The 16,842-nt window shown below is 65.6% G+C and carries 13 protein-coding genes; 7 read left to right on the top strand and 6 right to left on the bottom strand.

From position 1 onward, the window contains the following. Positions 1–1,290 (bottom strand): OprD family porin (locus tag QYS36_RS03615; RefSeq protein WP_308838198.1); only part of this gene is annotated, 1,290 nt, incomplete at its 3' end. Between QYS36_RS03615 and QYS36_RS03610 the strand changes: the two genes are divergently transcribed. The 7 genes from QYS36_RS03610 (at position 1,279) to QYS36_RS03580 (ending at position 10,636) form a co-directional block, all read left to right on the top strand. Further along, positions 1,279–1,476 carry a hypothetical protein gene (locus QYS36_RS03610; protein WP_308838197.1) on the top strand — a complete coding sequence of 66 codons (198 nt, stop codon included), beginning with the start codon at positions 1,279–1,281 and terminating at the stop codon, positions 1,474–1,476. The genes QYS36_RS03615 and QYS36_RS03610 overlap by 12 nt on opposite strands. A gap of 149 nt (positions 1,477–1,625) precedes the next feature. Next, entirely contained in the window at positions 1,626–2,843 is a 1,218-nt protein-coding gene (gene mhpT, locus QYS36_RS03605) for a 3-(3-hydroxy-phenyl)propionate transporter MhpT (protein ID WP_308838196.1), read from the top strand. A 434-nt stretch (positions 2,844–3,277) separates the two neighbouring features. Next, positions 3,278–4,108: a p-hydroxycinnamoyl CoA hydratase/lyase gene (locus QYS36_RS03600; RefSeq protein WP_308838195.1), complete on the top strand. Its 831-nt coding sequence runs from the start codon at positions 3,278–3,280 to the stop codon at positions 4,106–4,108. 107 nt (positions 4,109–4,215) lie between these two features. After that, entirely contained in the window at positions 4,216–5,664 is a 1,449-nt protein-coding gene (locus tag QYS36_RS03595) for an aldehyde dehydrogenase (protein ID WP_308838194.1), read from the top strand. 114 nt (positions 5,665–5,778) lie between these two features. After that, positions 5,779–7,635: a feruloyl-CoA synthase gene (locus QYS36_RS03590; RefSeq protein ID WP_308838193.1), complete on the top strand. Its 1,857-nt coding sequence runs from the start codon at positions 5,779–5,781 to the stop codon at positions 7,633–7,635. Continuing rightward, positions 7,632–8,870 (top strand): thiolase family protein, encoded by a 1,239-nt coding sequence (locus QYS36_RS03585; RefSeq protein WP_308838192.1) that lies wholly within the window; start codon positions 7,632–7,634, stop codon positions 8,868–8,870. Before QYS36_RS03590 ends, QYS36_RS03585 begins: the two co-directional genes overlap by 4 nt. A 26-nt stretch (positions 8,871–8,896) precedes the next feature. Then, entirely contained in the window at positions 8,897–10,636 is a 1,740-nt protein-coding gene (locus QYS36_RS03580; RefSeq protein WP_308838191.1) for an acyl-CoA dehydrogenase family protein, read from the top strand. A gap of 198 nt (positions 10,637–10,834) precedes the next feature. On the opposite strand, the gene QYS36_RS03575 is transcribed toward QYS36_RS03580, so the two are convergent. From QYS36_RS03575 to QYS36_RS03555, 5 genes are all read right to left on the bottom strand, one after another. After that, positions 10,835–11,305: a MarR family transcriptional regulator gene (locus tag QYS36_RS03575; RefSeq protein WP_308838203.1), complete on the bottom strand. Its 471-nt coding sequence runs from the start codon at positions 11,303–11,305 to the stop codon at positions 10,835–10,837. Between the two features lie 157 nt (positions 11,306–11,462). Then, complete coding sequence (gene rmf / locus QYS36_RS03570; protein ID WP_308838190.1) at positions 11,463–11,699, bottom strand: ribosome modulation factor; 237 nt, start codon at positions 11,697–11,699, stop codon at positions 11,463–11,465. Positions 11,700–11,981: 282 nt separating this feature from the next. Beyond that, positions 11,982–13,562, bottom strand: coding sequence for a glutamate--cysteine ligase (gshA, locus tag QYS36_RS03565; RefSeq protein ID WP_308838189.1), 1,581 nt, complete (start codon positions 13,560–13,562; stop codon positions 11,982–11,984). Positions 13,563–13,894: 332 nt separating this feature from the next. After that, a complete protein-coding gene (locus tag QYS36_RS03560; protein ID WP_308838188.1) occupies positions 13,895–14,284 on the bottom strand; it encodes a PaaI family thioesterase in 390 nt (129 codons plus the stop codon). 3 nt (positions 14,285–14,287) lie between these two features. Beyond that, complete coding sequence (locus tag QYS36_RS03555; protein ID WP_308838187.1) at positions 14,288–16,630, bottom strand: Tex family protein; 2,343 nt, start codon at positions 16,628–16,630, stop codon at positions 14,288–14,290. Between the last annotated feature and the right edge of the window lie 212 nt (positions 16,631–16,842).

Genomic DNA, 16,842 nt, shown 5'->3' with positions numbered 1-16,842 from the left:
CAGGGTGTAGTCGATGTGCAGGCGGGTCTGGTTTTCGTCGCGGAAGGCTGCGCCGGCGGCGAAGTCGTTGCGATAGATCGAGTGCCGCGCCTTCAGGCCGACGCCCTTGAACGTGCCGCTCTGGATCACGTAGCCGATCTCCATCTGCAACTCACGTTCCTTGAGGTCGGCGCCGCCCAGGGTCGGCAGCTCGATGTTGTCGCCGCGCAGGTAACGCAGGCGGGTCTTCAGGCCCGGCACCCCGGCCGCGGCGAAGTCGTAATCGTAGATCGCCTGCCAGGTGCGTTCCTTGGGGTTGAGGAAATCCGAGCTCATGGCCATTTCGCTGATCACCATCGACTCGGTACCGGAGATGTAGGGCTTGGCCGTGTCGCCGCTCTGGTGCATGTAGCCCAGGGTGAAACGATGGCCGTCGAGGCTGTAGGCGAACTGCGCCGCGAGGTTGCGGTTATCCACCTTGCCGGCTTTGGCGCTGCCATCCTCGTTGCTGATGAAGGCGCGCAGGTCGGTGCTCAGCACGCCAGGGCCAGCCGGCAGCTCATGGAGCAGGCCGAGGTACTCCTGGCGGTACAGATCGGCCACCGTGGTGTGATAGGCGCGCAGCTTCAGGCCCTTGCCGAGCTGATAATCACCGCCGAAGAAGGCCGCGTGGGAGCTTTCTGCCGCCGGGTTGAAGCGCCGGTTCGGTGAGGCCACGGTCATCGCCTGGTAGTTGCTGGAGTCGCGGCGGTTGATGCGGTCGAGATAACCCGCATTCAGGGTCAGATCCTCGATGTCCATGGATTGCAGATAGGCGCCGCGGAAACTCTGCGGCAGCAGCCGCGCCGGGCTGGCGACGATGGAGGGCAGGAACGGCGAAACATCGCCGACCTTGAGCACGCTCTTGCCGGCGCGGATCTTGGCGGTCGGCGCCAGGCGCGAGTATTCATCGGCGGCCCGCCCGCTGCTGGCGGAAACCGGCAGCAGTTCGGTGCCGCTGCGCCCCGGTGAGGAATCCAGCTTGACGCCCAGCAGGCCGCTGACGTCCAGGCCGAAACCGACGGCGCCCGGGGTGTAGCCCGACTCCATCTTGAGGATGAAGCCCTGGGCCCACTCGCGGGCTGCCGACTTGGCGCCGTCGTCCTTGTAGTCGCGATCCATGTAGTAGTTGCGCGTGGTCAGCTTGGCGCTGCTGTCTTCGACGAAGCCGTCAGCCAGGGCATGGCCGGCCAGCAGGCCGGGAGCCAGCAGCAGCCCGGCCAATGAGCTGTGGCGAAAGAAAACGGAGTCGAGCGCCCGATGGGTGTGCATGTCATTGTCCTTTTATTGTTGTTCTTCGCCCCGCCGATGGGGGCGGTGGATGCAGCGCTGTTCGCGTTGCAGTGGGGCGAGAATGGAAAGGCAATGGCAGGCGGTCAATGTGCCTTGTTCGATAATCGAACGTTAAAACTATTAATTATTTGCCGAATTAATAAAGATCTTCAGTTAAGTGATTGATGCCATTCGATTAATGCCCGATTTCCTCGCCGAACTGAATTACTTTCGTTATCCATTATCTTTGTTAATCTTTTTTCAGGCTTCGCGGCCTGCGCCTTTTGGTGCGCCGCGAGCGACCACAACAACAATAAAATTGAGGGTTACCCACCATGGATACGTCATCGCGTCGCTCGACGCTGACCGTCACGCTGTGTTTCATCGTCGCGCTTATCGAGGGCCTGGACCTGCAATCGGCAGGCATCGCCGCCGCGGGTATCCGCCAGGCGTTCGAGCTGGATCAGAAGATGATGGGCTGGATGTTCAGCGCCAGCATCATCGGCCTGCTGCCCGGCGCGTTCTTCGGCGGCTGGCTGGCCGACCGCATCGGCCGCAAGCGGGTGCTGATCGGCGCGGTGATTCTGTTCGGCATCTTTTCCCTGTGGACGGCCTATGTCTCCAGCGTCAACGGCCTGCTGCTGGCGCGCTTGATGACCGGCCTGGGCCTTGGCGCCGCCTTGCCGAACCTGATCGCCCTGTGCGCCGAGGCGGTCGAGGAGCGCCGCCGCGGCACGGCCATCAGCATCATGTATTGCGGGGTGCCGCTGGGCGGCGCCATTGCAGCGGTGGTGGGCATGCTCGGTGGCGAAAGCTGGCAGATGGTGTTCATCGTCGGCGGCGTGGCGCCGCTGCTGGTCGCACCGCTGCTGATCTTCGCGCTGCCCGAATCGCGGGACTTCCGTGAGCAGCACCAGAGCGCTGCGCCAGCGCGTGAATCCACCGTGCAGGCGTTGTTCGGTGGCGGTCGAGCGGGTGCCACGCTGGCGCTGTGGGTCAGCTATTTCTTCACCCTCACGGTGATGTACATGCTGCTCAACTGGCTGCCGTCGCTGCTCCTCGAGCAGGGTTTCAGCAAGCCCCAGGCCGGCACCATTCAGATGCTCTTCAACATCGGCGGTGCCATCGGCTCGCTGCTTGGCGGGCTGCTGCTGGATCGTCGCGGGCGCACCGGGGTGGTGCTGTTCGCCTATGGCGGTGTGCTGGCCTCGCTGGCCGGCCTGGGCTTCGCCTCGGGCATGCTGGCCATGGCGATTGCCGGTTTCGCGGCTGGCTTGTTCATCATCGCCGCGCAGCTGGTGCTCTATGCGCTGGCGCCGCCGGCCTATCCGACCTCGGTGCGCGCCACGGGCGTGGGGGCTGCGGTAGCCGTGGGGCGCCTGGGTTCGGTATCCGGCCCGTTGGCGGCCGGGCAGATTCTCGCCGCGGGTGCCGGCACTGCCGGCGTGCTGCTGGCGGCATCGCCAGGCTTGGTGATCGCCGCGCTGGTGGTGATCGGCATGAGCCGGCGGCGGGCTGCTGAAGCGCCGGCCACCTCGACGACGTCGCACTGACGGAGGCGGGCGCATGAGACGCGGTGCGGCGGCCTTGCGCCGTCGCACTAGCCGTCGCACTTTTCCGCAGGCAATAAAAAACCCGCCGAAGCGGGCTTTTACTGACCAATGCCAACATCCTGTCGGCTGCCATCCTGGCTATGGTCACGTCATCCATGACCCTGAGCACGTCCTGTGCTGCAGGTATGGGCATAGATTACGGCGCGGGCCGGGGTGCCACCAGAGCGAACCGGCGCGCCTTCGTGTAAGCCTTTGGCTATAGCGAGGTGCCGCTGAGAACCTGTTCAAAGTTCCTTCAGGCGTCCGGGCCGGGCGTTCTGCCAGGCAATGTCCGAATTCGGCACAGATGGTGATTTTGATTAATAGTTAATTGACATAACTATTTTTCAGGATTAGCTTCTGTTTATCGACAACCAAAACAAGAGCACACCCCCATGAGCAAGTACGAAGCCCGCTGGCAAACCGTGAAGGTCGATGTCGAAGAAGGCATCGCCTGGGTCACTCTCAACCGTCCTGAAAAACGCAACGCCATGAGCCCGACCCTCAACCGCGAGATGGTCGATGTGCTCGAGGTGCTGGAGCAGGACGCCGAGGCTCGCGTACTGGTGCTGACCGGTGCTGGCGAGTCCTGGACGGCAGGCATGGACCTCAAGGAATACTTCCGCGAAGTGGATGCCGGCCCGGAAATTCTCCAGGAGAAGATCCGCCGCGAAGCTTCGCAGTGGCAGTGGAAACTGCTGCGCATGTACGCCAAGCCGACCATCGCCATGGTCAATGGCTGGTGCTTCGGTGGCGGCTTCAGCCCGCTGGTGGCCTGTGACCTGGCGATCTGCGCCGACGAAGCGACCTTCGGTCTGTCGGAAATCAACTGGGGCATCCCGCCGGGCAACCTGGTCAGCAAGGCCATGGCCGACACCGTTGGCCACCGCCAGTCGCTGTACTACATCATGACCGGCAAGACCTTCGACGGTAAGAAAGCCGCCGAGATGGGCCTGGTCAACGAAAGCGTGCCGCTGGCGCAATTGCGTGAAACCACCATCGAGCTGGCGCGTAATCTGCTGGACAAGAACCCGGTGGTACTGCGCGCCGCCAAGCATGGCTTCAAGCGTTGCCGCGAACTGACCTGGGAGCAGAACGAGGATTACCTGTACGCCAAGCTCGACCAGTCGCGTTTGCTGGACGAAGAAGGCGGCCGCGAGCAGGGCATGAAGCAGTTCCTCGACGACAAGTCGATCAAGCCCGGCCTGCAAGCCTACAAGCGCTGATTGCCTGACCTCGGATCCGCCGGCGTCGACCACGGCGCCGCATGAGATTCGCCAGCGGCAGTTCTGCCAAAGACAGCTCCTGATAAAGACAACAATGAGGAATCATCATGCTGGACGTGCCCCTGCTGATCGGTGGCCAGTCGTGCCCCGCCCGTGATGGACGAACCTTCGAGCGCCACAACCCGGTAACCGGTGAGGTGGTCTCGCGGGTCGCCGCCGCTACCGTGGAAGATGCCGATGCGGCCGTCGCCGCCGCCCAGGCCGCGTTTCCGGCCTGGGCCGCGCTGGCGCCCAACGAGCGGCGTACACGCCTGCTCAAGGCGGCCGAGCAGATGCAGGCGCGCGCGGGCGAGTTCATCGCCGCTGCCGGGGAAACCGGGGCGATGGCCAACTGGTACGGCTTCAACGTGCACCTGGCCAGCAACATGCTGCGCGAGGCGGCGTCGATGACCACCCAGATCCATGGCGAGGTGATTCCCTCCGACGTGCCCGGCAGCTTTGCCATGGCGCTGCGCCAACCCTGCGGTGTGGTGCTCGGTATCGCGCCATGGAACGCGCCGGTGATTCTCGCCACCCGCGCCATCGCCATGCCGCTGGCCTGTGGCAATACCGTGGTGCTCAAGGCCTCCGAGCTCAGCCCGGCGGTGCATCGGCTGATCGGCCAGGTGCTGCAGGATGCCGGCCTGGGTGACGGCGTGGTCAACGTGATCAGCAACGCACCCGCCGATGCGGCGGTGATCGTCGAGCGGCTGATCGCCAACCCGGCGGTCCGACGGGTCAACTTCACTGGCTCGACCAAGGTCGGGCGCATCGTTGGCGAACTGTCGGCGCGGCATCTCAAGCCGGCGCTGCTGGAACTCGGTGGCAAGGCGCCGTTGCTGGTGCTCGATGACGCCGACCTGGATGCCGCCGTCGAAGCCGCGGCGTTCGGCGCCTACTTCAACCAGGGGCAGATCTGCATGTCCACCGAGCGCCTGGTGGTCGACAGCAAGGTCGCCGATGCTTTCGTCGCCAAGCTGGCCGCGAAGGTCGCCACCCTGCGTGCCGGTAACCCGGCCAGCAGCGAGTCGGTGCTCGGTTCGCTGGTCGACGTGTCGGCCGGCGAGCGCATCCAGTTGCTGGTCGACGACGCTGTCGCCAAGGGCGCGAAGCTGGTAGCCGGTGGCCAGGTCGAGGGCAGCATCATGCAGGCGACCCTGCTCGACAACGTCACCCCGGCCATGCGCCTGTACGCCGAGGAGTCCTTCGGGCCGGTGGCGGTGGTGCTGCGCGGTGACGGTGACGAGGAGCTGCTGCGCCTGGCCAACGACTCCGAATTCGGCCTGTCGGCGGCGATCTTCAGCCGCGATACCAGCCGCGCCCTGGCCCTGGCCCAGCGTGTCGAGTCGGGCATCTGCCATATCAACGGGCCGACCGTGCACGACGAGGCGCAGATGCCGTTCGGCGGCGTCAAGGCCAGTGGTTACGGCAGCTTCGGCGGCAAGTCGGCCATCGAGCAGTTCACCCAGTTGCGCTGGGTGACCCTGCAGAACGGCCCGCGGCATTACCCGATCTAGCCAGGCTTTTGCGATATTCCTGCGTGTGCCGGCTGCCTCGATCCAGAGGCGGTGCGGTGCTGCGTGACGACAAGAACAACAGCGGCGATCCAGTCGCCCGCGTGGAGAAGCACAGTGAACTCCGATACCGGACCGCGTTATCGCCAGGTGTCCATCGGCCGCCCGGCCGTGGAGGTCAGCGAACGTCAGGGCGTTTTGCACATGCGCTCGCTGGAACCACTGGCACCCTTGCCCGAGCGCCTGCTCGACCGCCTGGTGCACTGGGCCCAAGTGCGTGGGCAGCAGACCTTTCTGGCCGTGCGCGACGAGAACGGCGAGTGGCAGCACACCAGTTATGCGGGGATGCTCGACGCGGTGCGGGCCATTGCCCAGCGCCTGCTCGGCTTTGGCCTGAGCGCCGAGCGGCCGCTGGCGATTCTCTCCGGCAACGGCCTGCAGCATCTGCAGATGGCCCTCGGCGCCCTGTACGCCGGCATTCCCTATTGCCCGGTATCGCCGGCCTATTCGCTGCTCTCCCAGGACCACGCCAAGCTGCGCCATGTCTGCGACTTGCTGCAGCCAGGCCTGCTGTTCGTCGATAAGGCCGCGCCTTACCAGCGCGCCATCGACGCGGTGATGGCCGCCGATGTGCCGGTGATCACCGTGCACGGCGAGGTGGCGGGTCGAGCTAACATCGATTTCGCCAGCCTGCTGGCCGAGCCCGGTGGCGCCGAGGCCGAAGCGGCCTTCGCGGCCACCGGCGCGGATACCATCGCCAAGTTCCTGTTCACCTCCGGCTCGACCAAGCTGCCCAAGGCGGTGGTCACCACTCAGCGCATGCTCTGCGCCAACCAGCAGATGCTCCTGCAGACCTTCCCGGTGTTCGGTGAAGAGCCGCCGGTGCTGGTCGACTGGCTGCCGTGGAACCACACCTTTGGCGGCAGCCACAACCTGGGCATCGTGCTGTACAACGGCGGCACCTTTTATTTGGACGACGGCAAGCCGACGCCCCAGGGCATGGCCGAAACCCTGCGCAACCTGCGCGAGATTTCGCCGACCGCCTACCTGACGGTGCCCAAGGGCTGGGAAGAGCTGGTCAACGCCCTGGAGCAGGACGCAGCGCTGCGCGAAAGCTTCTTCGCGCGCATCAAGCTGTTCTTCTTCGCCGCCGCCGGGCTGTCGCAGAGCATCTGGGATCGCCTCGATCGCATCGCCGAGCAGCACTGCGGCGAGCGCATCCGCATGATGGCCGGGCTGGGCATGACCGAGGCGTCGCCGTCCTGCACCTTCACCACCGGGCCGCTGTCCATGGCCGGCTACGTCGGCCTGCCGGCGCCGGGTTGCGAAGTGCGCCTGGTGCCGGTCGACGGCAAGCTGGAAGGGCGCTTTCGCGGGCCGCACATCATGCCGGGCTACTGGCGCGCGCAGCAGCAGACCGCCGAGGTGTTCGACGAGGAGGGGTTCTACTGCTCCGGCGACGCGCTCAAGCTGGCCGACCCGACCGACCCGCAACTGGGCCTGATGTTCGATGGGCGCATCGCCGAGGACTTCAAGCTGTCCTCCGGGGTGTTCGTCAGCGTCGGCCCGCTGCGCAATCGCGCCGTGCTCGAAGGCTCGCCCTACGTGCAGGACGTGGTGGTCGCCGCACCGGACCGCGAATGCCTGGGGCTCTTGGTATTCCCGCGCCTGCACGAATGCCGGCAACTGGCCGGGCTGGCAGCCGCTGCCACTGACGCCGAAGTGCTGGCCAGCGCCCCGGTGCGTGGCTGGTTCGCCGACTGGCTGCAACGCCTCAACCGCGAGGCCACCGGCAATGCCACGCGCCTGGAATGGATCGCCCTGATGAGCCAGGCGCCGTCCATTGACCGTGGCGAGATCACCGACAAGGGCTCGATCAACCAGCGCGCCGTGCTGCAGTGGCGCGCCGAGCAGGTCGAAGCGCTGTACCGCGGCCGTGACGAGTCGATCCTGCGCGCCGAGTCGCGGCCATGAGCAGCGGCCAGTTCAGCGCCTTCGAGGATGTGGCGATCATCGAGGCGCTGCGCACCCCCTGGAGCGACCTGAACGGGCCGCTGGCCCAGGTATCGCCCATCGACCTGGGCATCAAGGTCGGCCGCGCCGTGCTGGCCCGCGCCGGCCTCGATCCGGCAGCGGTGGACGGCGTGTTCGCTGGCTCCATGGCCCAGGCCAGTTTTGACGCTTATATGCTGCCGCGGCATATCGGCCTGTACAGCGGCGTGCCGCAGCAGGTGCCGGCGCTGGCGGTGCAGCGCATCTGCGGCACCGGCCTGGAGTTGCTGCGCCAAGGGGCCATGCACCTGCAGTCTGGCGGGCAGCTGGCGCTGTGCGTGGGCAGCGAGTCGATGTCGCGCAACCCGATTGCTGCCTATGAACACCGGGCGGGCTTTCGCCTCGGCGCGCCGGTCGGCTTCAAGGATTTTCTCTGGGAAGCGCTGTTCGATCCGGCGCCGGGCGTGGACATGATCGCCACCGCCGAGCGCCTCGCCGCTGAACAGGGCATCAGCCGCGAACAGGTGGATGCCTACGCGTTGGGCAGCCACCAGCGCGCCCTGCAGGCCCGCGACAGCGGCTGGCTGGCCGGGGAGATCGTCGCGGTCGGCAACGAGCGCTTCGAACTGGACGGCTATCAGGCGCGCGGTATCCAGCTGCCCAGGCGGGTTGTCGAGGTGGCGCAGGACAGTCATCCACGGCCAACCGATGCCGAGGCGCTGGCCCGCTTGAGCGCCATCCATCCCGGCGGTGTGCAAACCGCCGGCAACAGCTGCGCAGTGGTCGATGGCGCAGCGGCGGCGCTGGTCGGCCGCGCCTGCGACTGCACCCGCCCACCCCTGGCGCTGCTGCGCACTGCCAGTGTGATCGGCGTGGCGCCGGAGCGCATGGGTATCGGCCCCGCACCGGCTATTGGTCTGCTGCTGGAGCGCAGCGGCCTGCGGCTCGACGAGATCGGCCTGCTGGAAATCAACGAGGCCCAGGGCGCCCAGGTGCTGGCGGTCAGTCAGGCGTTGGGGCTGGATCCGGCGCGCCTGAATCAACGTGGCGGCTCCATCGCCCTTGGCCACCCCTTGGCGGCCACCGGCCTGCGTTTGGTGATGACCCTGGCGCGGCAGCTGCGCGACGCCAATCTGCGTTATGGCATCGCCGCGGCCTGCATCGGTGGCGGGCAGGGCATGGCGCTGCTGATCGAGAATCCGGGCTATCAGGCCTGAGTTTTTGCCCTACAGGGAGGTTGACCATGTGGCAATATCAGGCGCCGCTGCGCGATATGCAGTTCGTGCTCGAGCATTGGTTGCAGGCGCCTGCGGCCTGGGCCGAGCTGCCGGCCTTCACTGACCTCGACCTGCCGCTGGCCATGCAGGTGCTGGAGGAGGCCGCGCGCTTCAGTTCTGCAGTGCTGGCGCCACTGAATGCCCGCGGCGATCGGCAAGGCTGCCGCTGGCAAGACGGCGAAGTGGGCACGCCCGAGGGCTTTGCTGCCGCTTACCAAGCCTATGTGCAGGGCGGCTGGCCGGCGCTGGCCTGCGCGCCCGCCCACGGCGGCCAGGGCCTGCCGCAGCTGCTGGATGCGGTGCTGCAGGAAATGCTCTACGCCAGCAACCACGGCTGGGCGATGTACACCGGTATCGCCCATGGCGCCTACCTGTGTCTGCATGCCCACGCACCGCAGCCGCTCAGGGACCGCTACCTGCCCGCCATCGTCAGCGGTGAGATGCTGCCGACCATGTGCCTCACCGAACCTCAGGCCGGCAGCGATGTGGGCCTGCTGCGCTGTCGCGCCGAACCCCAGGATGACGGCAGTTATCGCCTCTCGGGCAGCAAGCTGTTCATCTCTGGCGGCGAGCACGACCTGACCGAGAATATCCTGCACCTGGTGCTCGCGCGCCTGCCGGATGCGCCAGCGGGCACCCGCGGCATCTCGCTGTTTCTGGTGCCCAAGCGGCTGGACGATGGTACGCGTAACGGCGTGCGTTGCGACGGCATCGAACACAAGATGGGCATCAACGGCAGTGCCACCTGCTCGCTGAGTTTCCAGGGGGCGCAAGGCTGGCTGATCGGCGAGCCGAATCGCGGCCTGGCGGCGCTGTTCGTGATGATGAACTCGGCGCGCCTGCACGTTGGTTTGCAGGGCCTCGGGCATGCCGAGGCGGCCTGGCAGAACGCATCGGACTACGCTCGCGAACGCCGGCAGATGCGCGCGCCAGGCCGACCGGAAGGCGTTGCCGCAGCGTCTGTCGACCCGATCCATTACCACCCGGCGATGCGTCTGACGCTGCTGCGCTTGCGTACCGTCAGCCAGGGCCTGCGGGTGGTCGGTTACTGGGGCGCGCACCTGCTCGATCAGGCCGAGCATGCCAACAGCGAACCGGGTCGCCAGCAGGCCACTCGCCTGGCCGGGCTGCTGACGCCAGTGATCAAGGCGTTCTTCACCGACCAGGGTTTTCATCTGGCCAGCGAGGCGCTGCAGGTGTTTGGCGGCTACGGCTATATCGGCGAGTACGGCATCGAGCAGACCCTGCGCGACAGCCGTATCGCCATGATCTACGAGGGCAGCAACGAGATTCAGGCCAACGATCTGCTGCTGCGCAAGGTGCTGGGCGACGATGGCGTGGCGTTGGGTGAGCTGCTGGTGCTGGTCGAGCAGGAAGCGGCGGCGGGCGGCAGGTATGCCAACCCGCTAAGTGCGCTATCCGCGAAGTTGCGCGTCTTGGTGAAGGGCATCTTCGCGCACACCGAAGGTGACCACGAATACCCGTACCGTATCGCCGGCGATTTTCTGCACCTGCTCGGCTGGGCGCTGCTGGCTTATGCCTGGGCGCGCTCGGCACGCCTGGCAAATGCGCTGCTGGCCGAGGATCCCTGGTATCAGGAGAAGCTCGACAGCGCGGCGTTCTTCTTCAGCTACCTGTTGCCGGAGGTCGAGCTACGCATTGCCCGGATCGATGCAGCTCGGGCGCCGTTGGCGTTTCTGGATTGACGGACGCGCTCTGCCCACCGATGTTTGGCGTGCAGAGAACTGGCAGAAATGTGGCGGGAGCGGCCTTTCGTAGGGTGGACGACGCTTCATCCGTCCACCGCTCTGCGAGCGCAATGGTGGACAAAAAGAGCGTTGTCCACCCTACGCTGGGAACGTCCGCTCTTGCCTTTTAGCGGTCCATCATGCGCCCGCCGCCTCTCACAAGACGCCTTGGCGAGTGACCTTATGCAGCAGATGCAGCAACTGCGCACGCTCATCTTCGTCGAGGGCGGAGGTGGCTTCTTCGTCGCTGGCGACGGCGATTGCTTTCAGCTGCCCCAGCAGGGCAGTGCCCGCCTTGGTCAGGAACACGCCGTAGGCACGCTTGTCCTGCACACCGCGCACGCGCTGGGCCAGGCCGCGGCTCTCCAGCTTGTTGAGTAGCGGTACCAGTTGCGGCGGTTCGATGGCCAGTTGGCGGGCGAGGTCGGCCTGCATCAGCCCGGGCTCGCGCTCGATGATCACCATGGCGGTGAACTGCGCCGGGCGCAGGTCATGTTCGGCGAGCTTGCCGACCAGATGCTGAAACACCTGCAGCTGAGCGCGGCGCAGCGCATAACCCACCAGGGTATCCAGCCAGTTGTCAGGCAGGGCATCGGCCCTGGGCTCGGCCGTTGGCGAGGTGTCCATCTGGCTGGAAGTGGTGCTCATGGGGGCGGGCTTCTTCAGTTAAGCGAATTAAGCATTTTTGCACGTTGGTACCTGAGCTGACCAGCGCAGGCATCGCCAGCGGTCGAGCGAGCGTCACTGGCTGGAGCCTGGCTTGTGGTGAGGTGGGGCAGCGGCCTCAGGCGCGCTTCTTGACGCCAGGTGTAGCGCCCGGCGAGCGGTTGAGCTTTTCCGCGCTGAGGCGGCGCTGGCCTTCGCCGTCGACCCAGCCGGCTTCCCAGGCCGCAGCGGGAATGCTGTCGGCGAACGGCAGGGTGTCGGAGGGGTGCCCGGCCAGCCCTGCCATATAGCCTTGCTGGTAGGCCTTGGTGAGGCTTTCCAGGCTCCAGTGTTGCGTGTTGTCGCGGTGGCTCATGAGAGGGGTTCGCAAAGAGTGCTTGCAAACCATGCTAGCCAAATCCGCTCGGCGCAGCCGGGCCACCTGTCCCGAATTTATGACCATTGGTTTTTTTTGTGACGCAGTCGTCGCGGGCCAGCAGGTCGTTGAAAAACGTAGGCGAGGCAGCCAGTGCAAGGCAAAAACGGCCGAAAAAGCGCAGTTTACGTGTTGTAAATGAGCATTTTGAGGCTGTTTTTAACGCGGCAATGGCAACGTAGATAGTTTTCCAATGGCCTGCCAGGCGAGCCTGGCCCGGTTTCACACGGCCAGGGCGAGGATGCTGGCCTGATAGGCGGCGGCGAAACTGTCGAAGTCACCTTCTTCATGGGCTTCGAGTTCGGCCTGATCCAGCAGGGATTGCCTGGCGGCCTGCTCGAACTCGGCCTGCTGTTCGGCACTCAGCGGCTGGCTGCGGAAATGCTCGGCGTGGCGCTTGCTCTGGCGCAGGGAGAAGGCCGCGAAGGTTTCGCCTTTCTGCAACTCGGCCAGTACCTGCGCCGAGGGGGTGAGGCTGGCGTTGTCGACTTTCGCACGCTGGGCCTGCAGGGCGTTGGCGTGCTGGTTGCTGCCCTGGCTGGCGTCGAGCAGTTCGGCGATGGTTTCGATGCCGTCGAGCAGTTCGTGGGCCCAGGTCTGCAGCACCACCGGTACGCCCTGGCGAGACAGGTGCAGGCCCGGGCGACGGCCTTCCTTGACCACCTTGAGGAAGTTGTCCGAGCAGCTGCCACATTCGCCATTGCTCAGTTGCGGGCTGTCCTGCAGGGCGCAGTAGAGCAGGAAGGCGTCGAGGAAGCGCGATTCGGCGAGGTCGATGCCCATCGGCAGGAACGGGTTGATGTCCAGGCAGCGCGCTTCGACGTACTGCACGCCACGGGCCATCAGCGCCTGGATCGGCCGCTCGCCGCTGTAGGTCACCCGCTTCGGGCGGATGTTGGAGTAGTACTCGTTTTCGATCTGCAGCACGTTGGTATTGAGCTGCAGCCACTCGCCGTCCTTCTTGGTGCCGATGTTCACGTAGGGCGGATAGGGCGTGCCCACCGCCTGGCGCAGGCTGTCGGTATAGCTGGCCAGGTCGTTGTAGCAGGGCGTCAGCCCGGCCTGGGCTTCGCTCTGGTAACCCAGGTCGCTCATGCGCAGGCTGGTGGCGTAGGGCAGGTACAGGGTGTCGGCGTCCAGCTCCTGGAGCTGGTGCGGGCGGCCACGCATGAAGTTCTTGTCCAGCGCCGGCGAGGCGCCGAACAGGTACATCAGCAGCCAGCTGTAGCGACGGAAGTTGCGGATCAGCGCGATATAGCGCGACGACTGATAGTCGCGGGCACTGCGCCCGTCGCCTTCGGCCTCCTGCAACACCGCCCACAGCTGCTCCGGCAGGGAGAAGTTGTAATGAATGCCGGCGATGCACTGCATGGTCTTGCCGTAGCGCAGGGCCAGGCCCTTGCGGTACACGTACTTGAGCTGGCCGATATGCGAGCTGCCGTAACGGGCGATCGGAATCGTCTCTTCATCCGGCAGCGGGCCGGGCATCGACGGGCTCCACAGGTATTCGCCAGCGAGCTTGCTGTACACGAAGCGGTGGATGCGATCGAGCTCGGCCAGCGTCTCGCCCGGGTCGACCGCGGTGGCGGTGATGAACTCGAGCAGGGATTCGGAATAGTCCGTGGTGATCTGCCCATTGGTCAGCGCCGAGCCCAGGGCGGCCGGGTGATCGCTCAGAGCCAGTTGGCCGCGTTCATCGACGCGCAGGCATTCGCGCTCGATGCCGTGCAGGCACTGGGAGAGCAGGGACAGGTTGGCGTGCTCGCCGAGCAGGGCCAGACGGCGGGAGAACAGGTCGCTCAAGATTGCATTCCTTCACGCAGCGGTCGCCCCAATATGGGGGTGGATGCTGGACTCTACAAGGGGGGGATTGCTGACGTTGGTCGTCTGGCGAAAGGCATGTACGTTTTAGCGACACGCGCAGACGGCTTTCACGGCGCCGCTGCCCGTGAAATGGGGCCTCGGAGCCTGCTCACGATCTTTGCATGAAGCGGCAGCTGCAAGGCAAAAGCGGCCGTAGGGTGGATGACGCTCTTTTCATCCACCGTTGCGATCACGGGGCGGTGGACGGATGAAGCGTCGTCCACCCTACGAACTATTTGCCTGCCAAAAAGCGACGAATCTCTACTGAAAGACTAGAGGCAGGCGAAGGTGGCCTGGGCCTTGGCCACCAGCTTGTCGTGCTGGTGCACTTCGGCCTCGATCACCTGGGTGCGGCGGCCGGCGTGGATGACCCAGGCGCGGCAGCTCAGATCACCCTCGGTGACGCCGCGGATGTAGTTGACCTTGCACTCCAGGGTAACGCTGCTCGGCTCGCCGTCGCTCAGGCTGTGGCTGGCCTGGCCCATGGCGGTGTCGATCAGCGAGAACAGCGCGCCGCCATGCAGCTTGCCGTGCAGGTTGCGCAGGCCGTCGTGCATGCTCAGGGCGATGATCGCCTCGCCGGCCTCGGCCTTGACGATCTGCAGGCCGAGCAGGCGCCCGAAGGCGCTGCTCTTGCCGATTTCGTCCACGGGTTGGCTCATCGCTTACTTCCTCAATTGCTTGGCGTTGGCGAACAGCGAAGCCATGGCCGCATTGGCCGGGGCCGGTTTTTCCTGGCCGGAGTGGCGCTCGCTGCGCGGTGCCTGGCCGCCCTTGCCGCCGCCCTGGCGGGCGCCGCCACGGGGGCCATCGACTTTCTCGCCGGGGGTGTCGCTCATGCGCATCGACAGGGCGATGCGGTTGCGCGGGATGTCCACTTCCATGACCTTGACCTTGACCACGTCGCCGGCCTTGACCGCTTCGTGCGGGTCCTTGATGAACTTCTCGGACAGTGCCGAGATATGCACGAGGCCGTCCTGGTGCACGCCGATATCGACGAAGGCGCCAAAGTTGGTCACGTTGGTGACCACGCCTTCGAGGATCATCCCCAGCTCGAGGTCTTTCAGGGTTTCCACGCCTTCCTGGAACTCGGCGGTCTTGAACTCGGGGCGCGGGTCGCGGCCGGGTTTTTCCAGCTCGCTGAGGATGTCGCCAACCGTCACCAGGCCGAAGGTCTCGTCGGTGAACTTCTTCGGATCCAGGCGCTTGAGAAAGCCCGAATCGCCGATCAGCGAGCGGATATCGCGGCCGGTATCGACGGCGATGCGCTGCACCAGCGGGTAGGTTTCCGGGTGCACCGCCGAGGCGTCCAGCGGGTTGTCGCCATTCATCACGCGCAGGAAGCCGGCGGCCTGTTCGAAGGTCTTGTCGCCCAGGCGCGGGACTTTCTTCAGGGACTCGCGGGTCTTGAACGCGCCGTGTGCGTCACGGTGGGCGACGATGTTCTGTGCCAGGGTGGCGTTGAGGCCGGAAATACGCGCGAGCAGGGCGCTGGAGGCGGTGTTGACGTCCACACCGACGGCGTTCACGCAGTCTTCCACCACCGCATCCAGGCTGCGCGCCAGCTTGAGCTGGGACACGTCGTGCTGGTACTGGCCGACGCCGATGGATTTCGGGTCGATCTTCACCAGCTCGGCCAGCGGGTCCTGCAGGCGGCGGGCGATGCTGACTGCGCCACGCAGCGAGACGTCCAGGTCGGGGAATTCCTTGGCGGCCAGTTCCGAGGCCGAATACACCGAGGCGCCGGCCTCGCTGACCATGATCTTGGTCATCTTCAGGCCCGGGTATTTCTTGATCAGCTCGATGGCCAGCTTGTCGGTCTCGCGGCTGGCGGTGCCGTTGCCGATGGCGATCAGGTCGACGCCATGCTTGGCGCACAGCTTGGCCAGCACGTTGAGGGTGCCGTCCCAGTCGTTGCGCGGCGCGTGCGGGTACACGGTGGCGGTGTCCAGCAGCTTGCCGGTGGCATCGACCACGGCGACCTTGCAGCCGGTGCGCAGGCCCGGGTCGAGGCCCAGGGTCGCGCGCGGGCCGGCCGGCGCGGCCAGCAGCAAATCGTGCAGGTTACGGGCGAATACGCTGATGGCTTCGTCTTCGGCCGCTTCACGCAGCTCACCGAGCAGGTCGGTTTCCAGGTGGGTGTAGAGCTTGACCTTCCAGGTCCAGCGCACCACCTCGCCCAGCCACTTGTCGGCGGCGCGGCCCTGGTTGGCGATGCCGAAACGCTCGGCGATCATGCCTTCGCACGGGTGCAGGGTGCCCGACGGAGCGCCGCCCGGAAGCTCGTCGCCGACCTTGAGGCTGGCGCTGAGGATGCCCTCGTTGCGGCCACGGAAAATCGCCAGGGCACGGTGCGACGGGGCACTTTTGAGCTTTTCGTCGTGCTCGAAGTAGTCGCGGAACTTGGCGCCTTCGGTTTCCTTGCCGGCGATTACCCGGGCGCTGAGCGTGGCGTTGTCCTTGAGATAGCCGCGCAGGTTGCTGAGCAGGCTGGCGTCCTCGGCGAAGCGCTCCATGAGGATGTACTTGGCGCCTTCGAGCACCGCCTTGGTGTCGGCGAAGCCTTTCTCGGCATCGATGAAGCGCGCCGCTTCGGTCTCCGGCGTCAGGCTCGGATCACTGAACAGGGCGTCGGCCAGTTCGCCGAGGCCGGCTTCCAGGGCAATCTGGCCCTTGGTGCGGCGTTTCTGCTTGTACGGCAGGTAGAGGTCTTCGAGGCGCGTCTTGGTGTCGGCGAGGTTGATTTCGCGGGTCAGCTCGGGGGTCAGTTTGCCCTGTTCCTCGATGCTGGCCAGGATGCTCGCGCGGCGATCATCGAGTTCGCGCAGGTAGCGCAGGCGCTCTTCCAGATTACGCAGCTGGGTATCGTCGAGGCTGCCGGTGACTTCCTTGCGGTAGCGTGCGATGAACGGCACGGTGGACCCTTCGTCGAGCAGGGCGACGGCGGCAGCGACCTGTTGCGGGCGCACGCCCAGTTCTTCGGCGATACGGTTGTTGATGCTGAGCATAGAAAGAAGAATCCACCTTGAAACGACTAAAACCAGCCTCGCTCATGATTGGCCGGACGATAAAGCGGCGCATTATAGCCACGCCTGCAGGCGCGCATGCCACCGCCGCAAGCTGCTGTCAGACCGTGAATCGGCGGGAAGTGCGCCAATCGAGGCGAAAAATCTGCTAACAATGGACATTGCGTGGTCTACACGGCCTCTGAGCCATAATG

The organism is Pseudomonas sp. G34 (assembly GCF_031119625.1).
GTDB lineage: Bacteria > Pseudomonadota > Gammaproteobacteria > Pseudomonadales > Pseudomonadaceae > Aquipseudomonas.
Note: the sequence above shows the minus strand (reverse complement) of the source record. Positions and strands in the feature narration are given on the sequence as shown.